The 12,665-nt window shown below is 59.9% G+C and carries 11 protein-coding genes; 9 read left to right on the top strand and 2 right to left on the bottom strand.

From position 1 onward, the window contains the following. Positions 1-43 precede the first annotated feature (43 nt). The 4 genes from LOY38_RS05620 (at position 44) to LOY38_RS05605 (ending at position 2,768) form a co-directional block, all read left to right on the top strand. The gene (locus LOY38_RS05620; RefSeq protein WP_258699160.1) at positions 44-946 is read left to right on the top strand and encodes a chemotaxis protein CheV; all 903 of its coding nucleotides are present in this window, start codon (positions 44-46) and stop codon (positions 944-946) included. Between the two features lie 27 nt (positions 947-973). Further along, positions 974-1,432, top strand: coding sequence for a GNAT family N-acetyltransferase (locus tag LOY38_RS05615; RefSeq protein ID WP_258700666.1), 459 nt, complete (start codon positions 974-976; stop codon positions 1,430-1,432). A gap of 176 nt (positions 1,433-1,608) precedes the next feature. Beyond that, a complete protein-coding gene (locus tag LOY38_RS05610) occupies positions 1,609-1,935 on the top strand; it encodes a hypothetical protein (RefSeq protein WP_258699159.1) in 327 nt (108 codons plus the stop codon). Between the two features lie 83 nt (positions 1,936-2,018). Next, positions 2,019-2,768, top strand: a complete 750-nt coding sequence (locus tag LOY38_RS05605) for a YkgJ family cysteine cluster protein (protein WP_258699158.1) — start codon at positions 2,019-2,021, stop codon at positions 2,766-2,768. A 154-nt stretch (positions 2,769-2,922) separates the two neighbouring features. Here LOY38_RS05605 and LOY38_RS05600 read toward each other — a convergent pair whose 3' ends face one another. Then, complete coding sequence (locus tag LOY38_RS05600; RefSeq protein ID WP_258699157.1) at positions 2,923-3,180, bottom strand: hypothetical protein; 258 nt, start codon at positions 3,178-3,180, stop codon at positions 2,923-2,925. Between the two features lie 315 nt (positions 3,181-3,495). On the opposite strand from LOY38_RS05600, the gene LOY38_RS05595 reads away from it, so the two are divergent. From LOY38_RS05595 to LOY38_RS05575, 5 genes are all read left to right on the top strand, one after another. After that, positions 3,496-4,656 carry an efflux RND transporter periplasmic adaptor subunit gene (locus LOY38_RS05595; protein ID WP_258699156.1) on the top strand — a complete coding sequence of 387 codons (1,161 nt, stop codon included), beginning with the start codon at positions 3,496-3,498 and terminating at the stop codon, positions 4,654-4,656. Next, positions 4,653-7,760: a multidrug efflux RND transporter permease subunit gene (locus LOY38_RS05590; protein WP_258699155.1), complete on the top strand. Its 3,108-nt coding sequence runs from the start codon at positions 4,653-4,655 to the stop codon at positions 7,758-7,760. Before LOY38_RS05595 ends, LOY38_RS05590 begins: the two co-directional genes overlap by 4 nt. Before the next feature lie 9 nt (positions 7,761-7,769). Beyond that, entirely contained in the window at positions 7,770-8,447 is a 678-nt protein-coding gene (locus LOY38_RS05585; protein WP_258699154.1) for a heavy metal response regulator transcription factor, read from the top strand. Continuing rightward, positions 8,437-9,801 (top strand): heavy metal sensor histidine kinase, encoded by a 1,365-nt coding sequence (locus LOY38_RS05580; RefSeq protein WP_258699153.1) that lies wholly within the window; start codon positions 8,437-8,439, stop codon positions 9,799-9,801. Before LOY38_RS05585 ends, LOY38_RS05580 begins: the two co-directional genes overlap by 11 nt. Before the next feature lie 248 nt (positions 9,802-10,049). Beyond that, positions 10,050-11,552: a sensor domain-containing diguanylate cyclase gene (locus LOY38_RS05575; RefSeq protein ID WP_258699152.1), complete on the top strand. Its 1,503-nt coding sequence runs from the start codon at positions 10,050-10,052 to the stop codon at positions 11,550-11,552. A 105-nt stretch (positions 11,553-11,657) separates the two neighbouring features. Here the strand turns inward: LOY38_RS05575 and lpxC are convergent, their stop codons facing one another. Further along, positions 11,658-12,569 (bottom strand): UDP-3-O-acyl-N-acetylglucosamine deacetylase, encoded by a 912-nt coding sequence (lpxC, locus tag LOY38_RS05570; RefSeq protein ID WP_007939852.1) that lies wholly within the window; start codon positions 12,567-12,569, stop codon positions 11,658-11,660. Between the last annotated feature and the right edge of the window lie 96 nt (positions 12,570-12,665).

Genomic DNA, 12,665 nt, shown 5'->3' with positions numbered 1-12,665 from the left:
GATGCTCGTAATCGCCCATCACCTTTCTCCACAGAAGGTTTTTATGTCTTCCAATAAAGCCCGCGCAGACTCACTTTCGCTTCTGCTGTTTACCTTGCGCAGCGGCAAGCTGATGGCGATCAACCTGCTGAAAGTCAGCGAAATCATCCCCTGCCCGCCGCTGACCAAGCTGCCGGAGTCGCACCCCCACGTCAAAGGCATCGCCACCCTGCGCGGCGCGTCGCTGTCGGTGATCGACCTGAGCCGCGCCATCGGCGAGCGCCCCCTGGAAGACCCCAACGGTGGCTGCCTGATCGTCACCGACGTCAGCCGCTCCAAGCAGGGCCTGCACGTTCAGGCGGTGAGCAAAATCGTCCACTGTCTGACCACCGACATCCGCCCGCCACCCTTCGGCTCCGGCGGTGTGCGCTCGTACATCACCGGCGTGACTTCGGTGGATGGCACTCTGGTGCAAGTGCTGGACATCGAAAAGGTCATCCACGGCATCGCGCCGGCGCAGATCGAAATGACCCCGACCGAACTGAGCATGGAAGAGGCTGAAGTCCTGGGCAATGCGCGGATTCTGGTGGTCGATGACAGCCAGGTCGCCCTGCAACAATCGGTGCACACCCTGCGCAACCTCGGCCTGCAATGCCACACTGCCCGCAGTGCCAAGGAAGCCATCGATTGCCTGCTGGACCTGCAAGGCACCGCCCAGCAGATCAACCTGATCGTCTCGGACATCGAAATGTCGGAGATGGACGGTTACGCCTTCACTCGCACATTGCGGGAAACTCCGGACTTCTCACACCTCTATGTACTGCTGCACACGTCGCTGGACAGCGCGATGAACAGCGAGAAGGCTCGACTGGCCGGGGCCAACGGGGTGCTGACCAAGTTCTCCTCGCCGGAACTGACCAGGTGCCTGATCGAGGCGGCCAGGGCCGTCGCCGAACAAGGTCACTGAGTGTTGGCCGAGGCGTTTTGCTGGCTGATGCGGCGCAACCTGACAGAGGTTGTGCCAGCCATCAACTGGCCAGATGGGGTTGAACTGACCGAGTACCGCCCGGAACTCGCCGAGTCCATCCACCGTTTGATGGCGCTGGGTCATCTCGACGGCGGCGGTCAAGTGCCGGCGCTGGAAGTCTGGCAACAGCGTTTCGAAACCGATCCCGAATACGACCCGACACTGTGCTTCATCGCCCTGGATGCCGAAGGTATCGTCGGCGTCGCCCAGTGCTGGACCAGTGCCTATATCAAAAACCTGGTGGTGCATCCGCGCGCTCAAGGCCTCGGACTTGGCCGTGCACTGCTGCTGCATGCTTTCAAGGTGTTTCAGCAGCGCCGCGAAGGTTTTGTGGATCTGAAGGTGCTTGAAAACAACCTTCGGGCGCAGCGTTTGTATGAAAGTGCCGGGATGTATGTAGTCCGCCGGGAGCCCGTGCCTGTCTGACACACCGCCTTCGCGAGCAAGCCCGCTTCCACAGTTGATCTTCATGAAACACACATTTTGTGTACAACGAAAATCCACTGTGGGAGCGGGCTTGCTCGCGAAGAGGCCCGCACAACCAACATCAAACCATCAGGCATACTCCGACCCCGACCACTACACGCCAAGGATGCCTGATCATGAAAGCCACCACCCTGACCGTCCTCTGCCTCACCACCCTCGCCACCCAGGCCCACGCCTCCAGCCCCGACGCCTGGGCCGCCTACGACAAAGCCGTACTCGCCAGTTGCACACAGGCCAGCGGCCTGAAGAACACCAAACCCGTCGGCAACGCCGCGCAGTTCGATGACCGGGTCGGTTACACCGCGCTCCTGCTGCAAGGCCAGTACCCGCAAAAACACATGAAAGGCCAGCAAGGCACCGAGCTGTGCCTCTACAACAAGAAGAGCAAAACCGCCTACGTGACCGAATGGGACTCGATCCGCCCAACGGCAAAAGCGCAGTGACTGGCGCATAACTTGCTTCGACACAGGCCTTTGCGGTGGCTTTTTGTCGCCATTTCATATCCTCACAGGTCACTGGCCGCTCAATGAATACACCGTTTTCCTGCGTAGGTTGTGGCAAATGCTGCACCGACCACCATGTGCCCCTGACACTGGCCGAAGCCCGTATGTGGGCGGCCGATGGCGGTCAGGTGATCGTGCTGGTGGAAGCCTTCCTCACCAATGGCCTGGGCCTGCCAGCGCAACAACGCGAACACGCCGAGCGCCGTTCGGTGGTGGTTCGAAGCGGCGCCTGCGAGGCGCATGTGGCGATCACCTTTGCCGCCTATAACGTCGGCCCTTGCCGGAATCTTGACGAAGACAACCTCTGTCGCATCTACGAACGTCGACCGTTGGTGTGCCGCATCTACCCGATGGAAATCAATCCGCACATCCCGTTCAACCCGACGGTTAAGGAATGCCCGCCCGAGTCGTGGGAAACAGGGCCGGATTTGATCATCGGTGGTGAGCTGGTGGATCAGGAACTGGCGGGATTGATCCAGCGCTCCCGGCAGGCGGATCGCGATGAGATTCAGACCAAGGATGCGATTTGTGCGCTATTGGGGATTCGGAAGACAGCGCTGAAGGGCGATGGCTTTACCGCTTATCTGCCGGACATGACGGCGTTTGCCATGGTCATTGATCAGGTGGCGCAGCAATCACTGGCGGGAGCTGGCGGTGAATGGGTATTTCACGTATCGGGCGATGATATTGCCGGGCAAGTGCAGGCGGCCGGGGCGCTGGTGGCGACTGAAGCGCCGCTGAACTATGCGTTTATTTCGCTGCGGGCGGCGTGAGCCAGAGGGGATGTTGTATTTAATGGCCTCATCGCGAGCAGGCTCGCTCCCACAGTGGATTTCGTCGTACACAATAGCTGTGTCTCATGAAGATCAACTGTGGGAGCGAGCCTGCTCGCGATGACGATAGATCAGGCACCGCAGAGGTAAGAACTCAGCGCTTACCCATCGAACGACGGGTACCAGGAGGCGCTGCACCCGGTGTCTTGGTGTGACCGTTCTTGGCGCCATTCTTGTACCAGGGCTGGCTGGCATTCTTCGCTGCGGCCAGTTCGCCCGGCTTGAACGGAAACTTGAACGCAGGAATCGCCGCTTTGGTTTCGCTGTCTGCGCTGGAGTCGACGCTGTCTGGCAGATCTGCCTGGTCGTCGCTCAAAGCGTCGGCAGCCGGCGGTTGTGTCGGGGAAGTCATGAAAGCTCCGGGTGATGCTCAAAGAGTCGGGCCCGGTAGGCGAGCCGCGAAAGACGGCAGTATACCTGTGTCGGGAGCCGCAAGCTTCACGCCGCAAGCGAGTCCGTCGGGTTTTGTGCTGACCGACCTGCCGCCTTCGCGGGCAAGCCTCGCGCCTACAGTGGAGCGAGATCACGGGGAATCAGCATCAATCCAAAGAGGTCCAAACTGACAGCGCCGTCAGTTACCCGTCACTCTCCTGACGGGCTAACAGGTTTATAAAGGAGGGTATGAACCTGACATAACTCCGACCACTCTGCCCGGCGCCCCACTCGCATGCGAATTCAGAAAAAAATCGCCCTGTTCGCCGCCCTTCTGATCGTCCTGGCAGCGCTGGGCGTGTGGTACGCCGCCAAACCCGCCACGACCAAACTGACCACCTCCACCGCCATTCCCGTGCGGGTGGTCAGCGTCGTCGAAAAAGATGTACCCCGCTACGTCAGCGGCATCGGTTCGGTGCTGTCCTTGCACAGCGTGGTGGTGCGTCCACAAATCGACGGCATCCTCACCCAACTGCTGGTCAAGGAAGGCCAACGGGTGAACAAAGGTGACCTGCTGGCCACCATCGACGACCGTTCGATCCGCGCCAGCCTCGACCAGGCCCGAGCGCAACTGGGCGAAAGTCAGGCGCAACTGCAAGTGGCGCAGGTCAACCTCAAACGTTACAAACTGCTGAGCGTCGACGACGGCGTGTCCAAACAGACCTACGACCAGCAACAAGCCCTGGTCAATCAACTCAAAGCCACTGCCCAAGGCAATCAGGCCTCGATCGATGCCGCTCTGGTGCAGCTTTCCTACACACAGATTCGCTCGCCCGTCACCGGTCGCGTCGGTATTCGCACGGTGGATGAAGGCAACTTCCTGCGCATGACCGACACCCAAGGCTTGTTCACGGTGACCCAGATCGACCCGATCGCCGTGGAGTTTTCCCTGCCGCAGCAAATGCTGCCAATCCTGCAGGGCCTGATCAACGATCCACAGCACACGCCGGTCAAGGCTTACATCGGTGCCGACACCGACGGCGAAACCGGCAACCTGCTGGGCGAAGGCCACCTGACCCTGATCGACAACCAGATCAACGCCAACACCGGCACCATCCGCGCCAAGGCCGAATTCGCCAACCCCGCACAGAAACTCTGGCCGGGCCTGCTGGTGACGGTAAAGATTCAGACAGCGCTGGATAAAAATGCACTGGTGGTGCCGCCCACCGTCGTGCAACGTGGCCTCGATCAACACTTCGTGTACCGGGTCAACGGCGACAAGGTCGAAGTCGTTCAGGTACAGATGGTTTATCAGGGCAGTGGCCAGGACATTATCAAAGGGGTGAAACCGGGCGATGTGCTGGTCAGCGACGGCCAATCGAGGCTCAAACCCGGCTCGACGGTTCAGGTACTGACTGAGCCACCGCAAGTGGTCCGGTCGGAGCCGAAACCATGAAGGGCCATGGTTCGATTTCCGCATGGTGCATCGATCATCCGGTGGCGACGGTTCTGTTGACCTTTGCCCTGGTGCTGCTGGGGGTGATCGCCTTTCCACGGCTGTCGATTGCACCGCTGCCGGAAGCGGAATTCCCGACCATCCAGGTGGCTGCACAACTGCCCGGCGCCAACCCGGAGACCATGGCTTCGTCGGTGGCCACGCCGCTTGAAGTGCAATTCAGCGCCATCCCCGGCGTGACCCAGATGACCTCGAGCAGCGCCCTGGGCTCGACCATCCTGACCCTGCAATTCACCCTCGACAAAAGCATCGACACCGCCGCCCAGGAAGTCCAGGCCGCGATCAACACCGCCGCCGGAAAACTGCCCAAAGACATGCCGAACCTGCCGACGTGGAGGAAGGTCAACCCGGCCGACAGCCCGGTGCTGATCCTCAGCATCAACTCGCCGCAAATGCCCGGTACCGAAGTCAGTGACCTGGTGGAAACCCTGCTCGCCCGTCAGATCAGCCAGATCGACGGCGTAGGCCAAATCAACGTTAGCGGTCAGCAACGTCCGGCGATCCGCGTGCAAGCGTCGGCGGACAAACTCGCCGCCATCGGCCTGACCCTGGCGGACATTCGTCTGGCGATCCAGCAATCCAGCCTCAACCTGGCCAAGGGGGCGTTGTACGGCGAGTCGAGCATTTCGACCTTGTCCACCAACGATCAGTTGTTCCATCCCGAGGAATACAGCCAACTCATCGTTTCCTACAAGAACGGTGCACCGGTTCATCTCAAGGATGTGGCCAAAGTCATCAACGGTTCAGAAGACGCCTACGTTCAGGCCTGGGCCGATGGTAAGCCGGGGGTGAATCTGGTGATTTTCCGCCAACCGGGCGCCAACATCGTCGAGACCGTCGACCGTATTCAAGCGGCTTTGCCAACGCTGGAGGCCATGCTGCCGGCCTCGATGCAGGTCAAAGTGTTGATCGACCGCACCCAGACCATCCGCGCCTCGTTGCATGAAGTGGAAGTCACCCTGCTGATCGCGATCCTGCTGGTGGTGGCGGTGATGGCGCTGTTCCTGCGCCAGTTGTCAGCGACGCTGATCGTGTCAGCGGTGCTCGGTGTGTCGCTGACCGCCAGTTTTGCCCTGATGTACATCATGGGCTTCAGCCTGAATAACCTGACGCTGGTGGCGATTGTGGTGTCCGTCGGGTTTGTGGTGGACGATGCGATTGTGGTGGTGGAGAACATTCACCGTCATCTGGAGGCCGGCGAAGGCATGCGCGAGGCGGCGATCAAGGGCGCCGGCGAGATCGGCTTTACCGTGGTTTCTATAAGCTTCTCGCTGGTGGCGGCGTTCATTCCGTTGCTGTTCATGGGCGGCGTGGTCGGGCGACTGTTCAAGGAATTCGCCCTGACTGCCACCTCGACCATCATGATTTCGGTGGTGGTGTCCCTGACGCTGGCGCCGACCCTGGCCGCGCTATTTATGCGAGCACCGGCGCATCACGCCCATGGCAAACCTGGTTTCGGCGAGCGTTTGCTGGCGTGGTACGAGAAAGGCCTGCGCCACGCCCTCGCCCATCAGAAATTGATGCTCGGTGTGTTTGGCTTGTCCCTCAGCCTGGCGGTCGCGGGATATATTTTCATTCCGAAGGGTTTCTTCCCGGTGCAGGACACCGGTTTCGTCCTCGGCACCACCGAAGCGGCGGCTGATATTTCCTACGGCGACATGGTGAAAAAACACTTGGCGATGGCCGAGATCGTCGCCGCCGATCCCGCCGTCGAGACGTTCTCCCACTCGGTCGGCGTTTCGGGCAGTAACCAGACCATCGCCAACGGACGCTTCTGGATTTCGCTGAAAAAACGCGGCGACCGTGACGTATCCGCCAGCCAGTTCATCGACCGGATTCGCCCGCAATTGATGAAAGTCCCCGGCATCGTGCTGTATCTGCGCGCCGGGCAAGACATCAACCTCAGCTCCGGCCCGAGCCGCGCCCAATACCAATACGTGCTCAAGAGCAACGACGGCGCCATCCTGAGCACCTGGACCCAGCGCCTGACGGAAAAACTGCGCAGCAACCCGGCATTCCGCGACATTTCCAACGACCTGCAACTGGGCGGCAGCATCACCCACATCAGCATCGACCGCAGCGCCGCGGCGCGTTTCGGCCTGACCGCCAGCGATGTCGACGAAGCGCTGTATGACGCCTTCGGCCAGCGGCAGATCAACGAATTCCAGACCCAGACCAATCAGTACAACGTGATTCTGGAACTCGACACAAAGCAACGCGGCAAGGCCGAAAGCCTCAACTATTTCTACCTGCGCTCGCCGCTGAGCGGGGAAATGGTGCCGCTGTCGGCCCTGGCGAAATTCGATGCGCCAACCATCGGCCCGCTGTCCATCGCCCATGACGGGATGTTCCCGGCGGCCAACCTGTCGTTCAACCTGGCGCCCGGCGTCGCGTTGGGCGATGCGGTGATCATGCTCAATCAGGCCAAGACCGACATCGGCATGCCGACGGCCATGAGCGGCAACTTCCAGGGCGCGGCCCAGGCGTTCCAGAGTTCCCTGACCAGCCAGCCGTGGCTGATTCTGGCGGCGCTGGTGGCGGTGTACATCATTCTTGGCGTGCTGTACGAGAGCTTCGTGCATCCGCTGACCATCATCTCGACCCTGCCTTCGGCGGGGCTCGGGGCGGTGATCATGCTGTGGATCTGCGGCCAGGACTTTTCGATCATGGCGTTGATCGGGCTGGTGCTGCTGATCGGCATCGTCAAGAAGAACGGCATTCTGATGATCGACTTTGCGCTGGACGCCCAGCGCAACCGTGGCCTGCCTCCCCAAGAGGCGATTTATGAGGCGTGCATGACGCGGTTCCGGCCAATCATCATGACCACCCTCGCGGCCCTGCTCGGCGCCCTGCCGCTGATGCTCGGCTATGGCACCGGCGCCGAACTGCGCCAGCCATTGGGCATCGCGGTGGTCGGCGGCTTGCTGGTGAGCCAGGCTCTGACGCTGTTCACTACGCCGGTCATTTACTTGTGGCTTGAGCGGCTATTCCATCGGCCTAAACCAGCCCCAGCACCGATGTCGGTGCAGGCGACAACAGACTGAGGCGGGGTCATGCGCGTTCTGATTATCGAAGACGAAGAAAAAACCGCGGACTATCTGCACCGTGGCCTGACGGAACAGGGCTACACCGTGGACGTGGCCCACGATGGCGTCGAAGGCCTGCACCTGGCGCTGGAAAGCGACTACGCCGTGATTGTCCTCGACGTCATGCTGCCGGGCCTCGACGGTTTCGGCGTGTTGCGGGCCTTACGGGCACGCAAGCAAACCCCGGTGATCATGCTCACCGCCCGCGAGCGGGTTGAAGACCGCATCAAAGGCCTGCGCGATGGCGCCGACGATTACCTCGGCAAACCGTTTTCCTTTCTCGAACTGGTGGCGCGCCTGCAAGCGCTGACCCGTCGCAGCGGTGGCCATGAACCGGTGCAAGTGAGCATCGCCGACCTGTGGATAGATTTGATCAGCCGCAAGGCCACCCGCGCCGGCACGCGCCTGGACCTGACCGCCAAGGAGTTTTCGCTGCTCAGCGTGCTGGCGCGGCGGCAAGGGGAAATCCTCTCGAAAACCGCCATCGCCGAGATGGTCTGGGACATCAATTTCGACAGCGACGCCAACGTGGTCGAAGTCGCGATCAAACGCCTGCGGGCCAAGCTCGACGGGCCGTTCGACGAGAAACTGCTGCACACCATTCGTGGCATGGGTTATGTGCTGGAGAGCCGTGGTGTCCAGTAACTCGATCGCGCTGCGCCTGAGCGGCATGTTCACGCTGGTGGCGCTGTTGGTATTCCTGTTGATCGGCGGTGCGCTGTATCAACAGGTCGACAAGGGCTTGGGCCTGTTGCCCGAAGCCGAGCTCGATGCCCGTTATAGCGTGCTCGAATCGGCCCTCAACCGTTACGGCACGCCCGAGCATTGGGTGAAGATCAACGCCAAGCTCAAGCTGCTGAGCGAAGAAGACAAGCGCATTCGCTTTTGGGTGGTCAGTGGCAATCCCGGTTATGAATACGGCCAACCCGACGCGCCGATCCGCGCTTTCGCCCAAGGCCCGTTGGGCATGCGCGACATGGTGTTGCCCGACCATCCATACCCGCTGAAAGTGCTGGTCACCGAGTTGCCGGCCAAGGACCAGCGTCCGCCGCTGCGCTTCATGATCGGCATCGACACCGAAACCTTTTACGAGACGCAGCACCATTTGCTGATCGCCCTGATCAGCCTGGCGATCATTGGGGTGTTGCTGGCCTCGCTACTCGGTTACTGGGTGGCGCGGATCGGCCTCAAGCCGCTGATCAAGTTGTCGCAGGAAGCCCAGCGCCTGACGCCACCACGGCTGTCCGGGCGCCTGCAATTGTCGCCATTGCCACCGGAATTGAACCAGTTCGTCAATTCGTTCAACGCCACCCTGGAGCGGGTCGAACAGGCTTACTCGCGCCTGGAATCGTTCAACGCCGACGTGGCCCATGAACTGCGCTCGCCGCTGACCAACTTGATCGGCCAGACCCAGGTTGCGCTGACACGCGGGCGTTCAGCCGAGCATTATTTCGAAGTGCTGCAATCGAACCTCGAAGAGCTCGAACGGCTGCGCTCGATCATCAACGACATGCTGTTTCTCGCCAGCGCCGACCAGGGCAGCAAGGCCACCAAACTGACGTCCACTTCACTGGCCGATGAAGTGGCGACAACGTTGGAGTACCTGGATTTCATCCTTGAGGATGCGCAGGTTCAGGTTGAGGTCAGTGGCGATGCGCAAGTGCGAATCGAGATCGCTCATCTGCGCCGGGCGTTGATCAACTTGCTGAGCAATGCGGTGCAGCACACAGGGCCTGGGCAAGTGATTCAGGTACGGATCGAAGTCGAAGAGCATCAAGTCAGCATCGGCGTCGCCAACCCGGGGTCGCCGATTGCCAGCGAGCATTTACCGCGGCTGTTCGAGCGTTTTTACCGGGTCGATGCGTCGCGCAGCAACAGCGGCAACAATCATGGCCTGGGGCTGGCAATCGTCAAGGCGATTGCACTGATGCATGGCGGGGATGTGTTTGTGCGCAGTGATCATGGGATGAATACGTTCGGCATTCATTTACCGGTCTAATCACACAGAACCCTGTGGCGAGGGGCTTGCCCCCTCGCCACGGGATGTCGACACGGATGAATACCGGGTAATTGTCGACTACCCGCTGAATGTCTTCTAAGCTTCAATTAGCAAAAGGCCAGCATGTTTTGCTGGCCTTTTTTTTATCCGGGATTTATACAGACGCGCTGGACGCGACCGGTTTCTGGGACTCTGCCCGATTCTTGTAAAAGCACTTTCATAACGCCTTATTTGCAGAAGTCAGAACCATGAGTGTGATCAGTGCGAAATCCCGTGATCCGATCCGTTCGACACGGTCGGAGCGGCTTCTGGTTCTCAGTAGTGTGTTGTTGGTGATTGCAATACTGAGCATCGTCGCGTTCCTGCTAATCCGTGAACGCGCAAACGCCGAATTGTCCGCCGCTCGCGCCGCCAACAATATCGTGCAATTGATCGACGCCGATGTGCTGCGCAATGTCGAACTCTATGACATTACCCTGCTGGGCTTGATCGCTGCCTCCCGGCGTGAAGACCTCAAGAGCGTTTCCCCTGTCATTCGCCATCTGGCCTATTTCGACCGCGCCACTGCCGCGCCGTACAAGGGCAACATTTTGTTGCTCGACAACAAGGGCGATGTGATCGCCGACTCGGCCGCGGTGGAGCCCAGACAGGGAAACTATGCCGAGCGCGAATACTTCCAGTCCCACGTGAACAACCCGGACCCAGGCATGTTCATCAGCCGCCCGTTCAGGGGCAGGTCACCAGAACAGGATTGGCGTATCAGTTTCAGCCGCCGGGTGAATGGCTCCCAGGGTGAGTTCCTGGGCGTAGCCGAAGCCGCCATGCGTTTGAGTTACTTCGATCAGTTGTTCAACAGTTTGAGCGTCGGTCACGACAGTACGGTCAACCTGATCAGCAAGGACGGGATTCTTCTGGCCCAGCAACCACGCCTGGCCGAAGAGCTGATCGGCAAGGACTTCAGTAATCGTCCCAATTTCCAGCGCATCGTCAAGGAAGGCAACGGCAGCTTCACCAGCATGTCCGATCGACACAAGGACAAGCGCTTGTATACCTTCTCCAAGGTTGGGAACTTGCCGTTGATCGTCATTGTTGCGCTGTCCAGTGATGAAGTCTTTGCGGCCTGGAATCGCACCGCAGTGGTGGTCAGCGCTGCGACCATTGCTCTGTGCATCAGCCTGCTGTGGCTGACCGGGTTGCTCTGCCGCGAACTGCGCCGGCGCCACAGTGCCGAGCTGGAACTGGCACAACTGGCCGCCACCGACCCCTTGACCGGTCTGGCCAACCGCCGAGCCCTGGATCAGGCCCTGCGCCATGAATGGTTTCGTGCCCAACGCTCCGGCCGGCCGTTATCGGTGCTGATGATCGATGTCGATCACTTCAAGGCGTTCAACGATCGCCATGGCCATCAGGGCGGCGACGATGCCTTGCGCTCGGTGGCCAAGGTGATCAGCCCCCATGCTCGACGGCCCGCGGACCTGGTGGCCCGCTACGGTGGCGAGGAGTTTTCGGTGATCCTGGCTGAAACCGACAGCACCGGAGCGCAACAGATTGCCGAAAACATCCGTGCGGCGGTGGAGCAGTTGCCATTGGTGGGGGGTGATGAGTCGCCGATTACTATCAGTATCGGTATCAGCACCTGGACCACGGCGACCGATATCAGCCTGGAGCAGTTGCTGTTTGCGGCGGACAAGGCGCTGTATCAGGCCAAGGAAGGCGGGCGGAATCGGGTGGTTGCCGGCGACCATTTGTAGTGGATCGACTGGCCTCTTCGCGAGCAAGCCCAGACACCACAAAAAACCGGGGAATAAAAAAAGGCCACCCGAAGGTAGCCTTTAAAAACTAGAGAGGTTTTTTGCTTACACGGCCGCAACGGGACGCATGTAAGAGATCGGTGCAGTGCTGGCGTCTTCGAAAGTCACGACTTCCCAAGCATCTGTCTGCTCAATCAACTTGCGCAGCAGCTGGTTGTTCAATGCATGTCCGGACTTGAAGCCCTTGAACTCACCAATCAGGCTATTGCCCAGCAGGTAGAGGTCACCAATTGCATCGAGGATCTTGTGCTTCACGAATTCGTCTTCATAGCGAAGACCGTCTTCGTTCAGTACACCATCCGCGTCGACCACAATAGCGTTTTCAACGCTGCCGCCGAGTGCGAGGTTGTGCTTGCGCAGGTACTCGATGTCACTCATGAAACCAAAGGTACGGGCGCGGCTGACTTCTTTTACGAACGAAGTGCTGGAAAAATCCACGCTTGCACTTTGTGTGCGGTCACGGAAAACCGGGTGATCGAAATCGATCTCGAAGCTCACTTTGAAACCTTCGAAAGGGACGAAAGTGGCGCGTTTGTCGCCGTCTTCCACTGTCACTTCCCGCAGGATCCGGATGAACTTCTTGGCAGCGTCCTGTTCTTCCAGGCCGGCCGATTGAATCAGGAATACGAAGGGTCCAGCGCTACCATCCATGATCGGGACTTCGGACGCGGAGAGCTCGACGTAGGCGTTATCGATGCCCAGGCCAGCCATGGCCGAGAGCAGGTGCTCCACCGTGTCCACTTTGACGTCACCGTTAACAAGCGTGGTCGACATAGTGGTTTCGCCAACGTTTTCCGCGCGGGCAGGAATCTGCACCACAGGGTCGAGGTCAGCACGACAAAACACAATGCCGGTGTCGACAGGCGCTGGCTTGAGGGTCAGGTAGACCTTCTCCCCGGAGTGCAGGCCGACACCTGTGGCACGGATAATATTCTTCAGGGTGCGTTGTTTAATCATGGCATGGGCCGCTTCAGCGCAAATTGCGAACTGGTATCAACAAAGGCTGGCGATGATAGCAGACCAGACCTTTGCTGAACACCAATCACCCGAATA

Source organism: Pseudomonas sp. B21-015 (genome assembly GCF_024749285.1).
Classification (GTDB): Bacteria; Pseudomonadota; Gammaproteobacteria; order Pseudomonadales; family Pseudomonadaceae; genus Aquipseudomonas.
The sequence above is the reverse complement of the archived record's forward strand: the minus strand, read 5'-3'. Positions and strand labels throughout refer to the sequence as shown.

Bases quoted from the DNA above. Each gene is read 5' to 3' on its own strand.
- LOY38_RS05620 (WP_258699160.1), top strand. From the start codon at position 44: ATGTCTTCCAATAAAGCCCGCGCAGACTCACTTTCGCTTCTGCTGTTT.
- LOY38_RS05615 (WP_258700666.1), top strand. From the start codon at position 974: ATGCGGCGCAACCTGACAGAGGTTGTGCCAGCCATCAACTGGCCAGAT.
- LOY38_RS05610 (WP_258699159.1), top strand. From the start codon at position 1,609: ATGAAAGCCACCACCCTGACCGTCCTCTGCCTCACCACCCTCGCCACC.
- LOY38_RS05605 (WP_258699158.1), top strand. From the start codon at position 2,019: ATGAATACACCGTTTTCCTGCGTAGGTTGTGGCAAATGCTGCACCGAC.
- LOY38_RS05600 (WP_258699157.1), bottom strand. From the start codon at position 3,180: ATGACTTCCCCGACACAACCGCCGGCTGCCGACGCTTTGAGCGACGAC.
- LOY38_RS05595 (WP_258699156.1), top strand. From the start codon at position 3,496: ATGCGAATTCAGAAAAAAATCGCCCTGTTCGCCGCCCTTCTGATCGTC.
- LOY38_RS05590 (WP_258699155.1), top strand. From the start codon at position 4,653: ATGAAGGGCCATGGTTCGATTTCCGCATGGTGCATCGATCATCCGGTG.
- LOY38_RS05585 (WP_258699154.1), top strand. From the start codon at position 7,770: ATGCGCGTTCTGATTATCGAAGACGAAGAAAAAACCGCGGACTATCTG.
- LOY38_RS05575 (WP_258699152.1), top strand. From the start codon at position 10,050: ATGAGTGTGATCAGTGCGAAATCCCGTGATCCGATCCGTTCGACACGG.
- lpxC (WP_007939852.1), bottom strand. From the start codon at position 12,569: ATGATTAAACAACGCACCCTGAAGAATATTATCCGTGCCACAGGTGTC.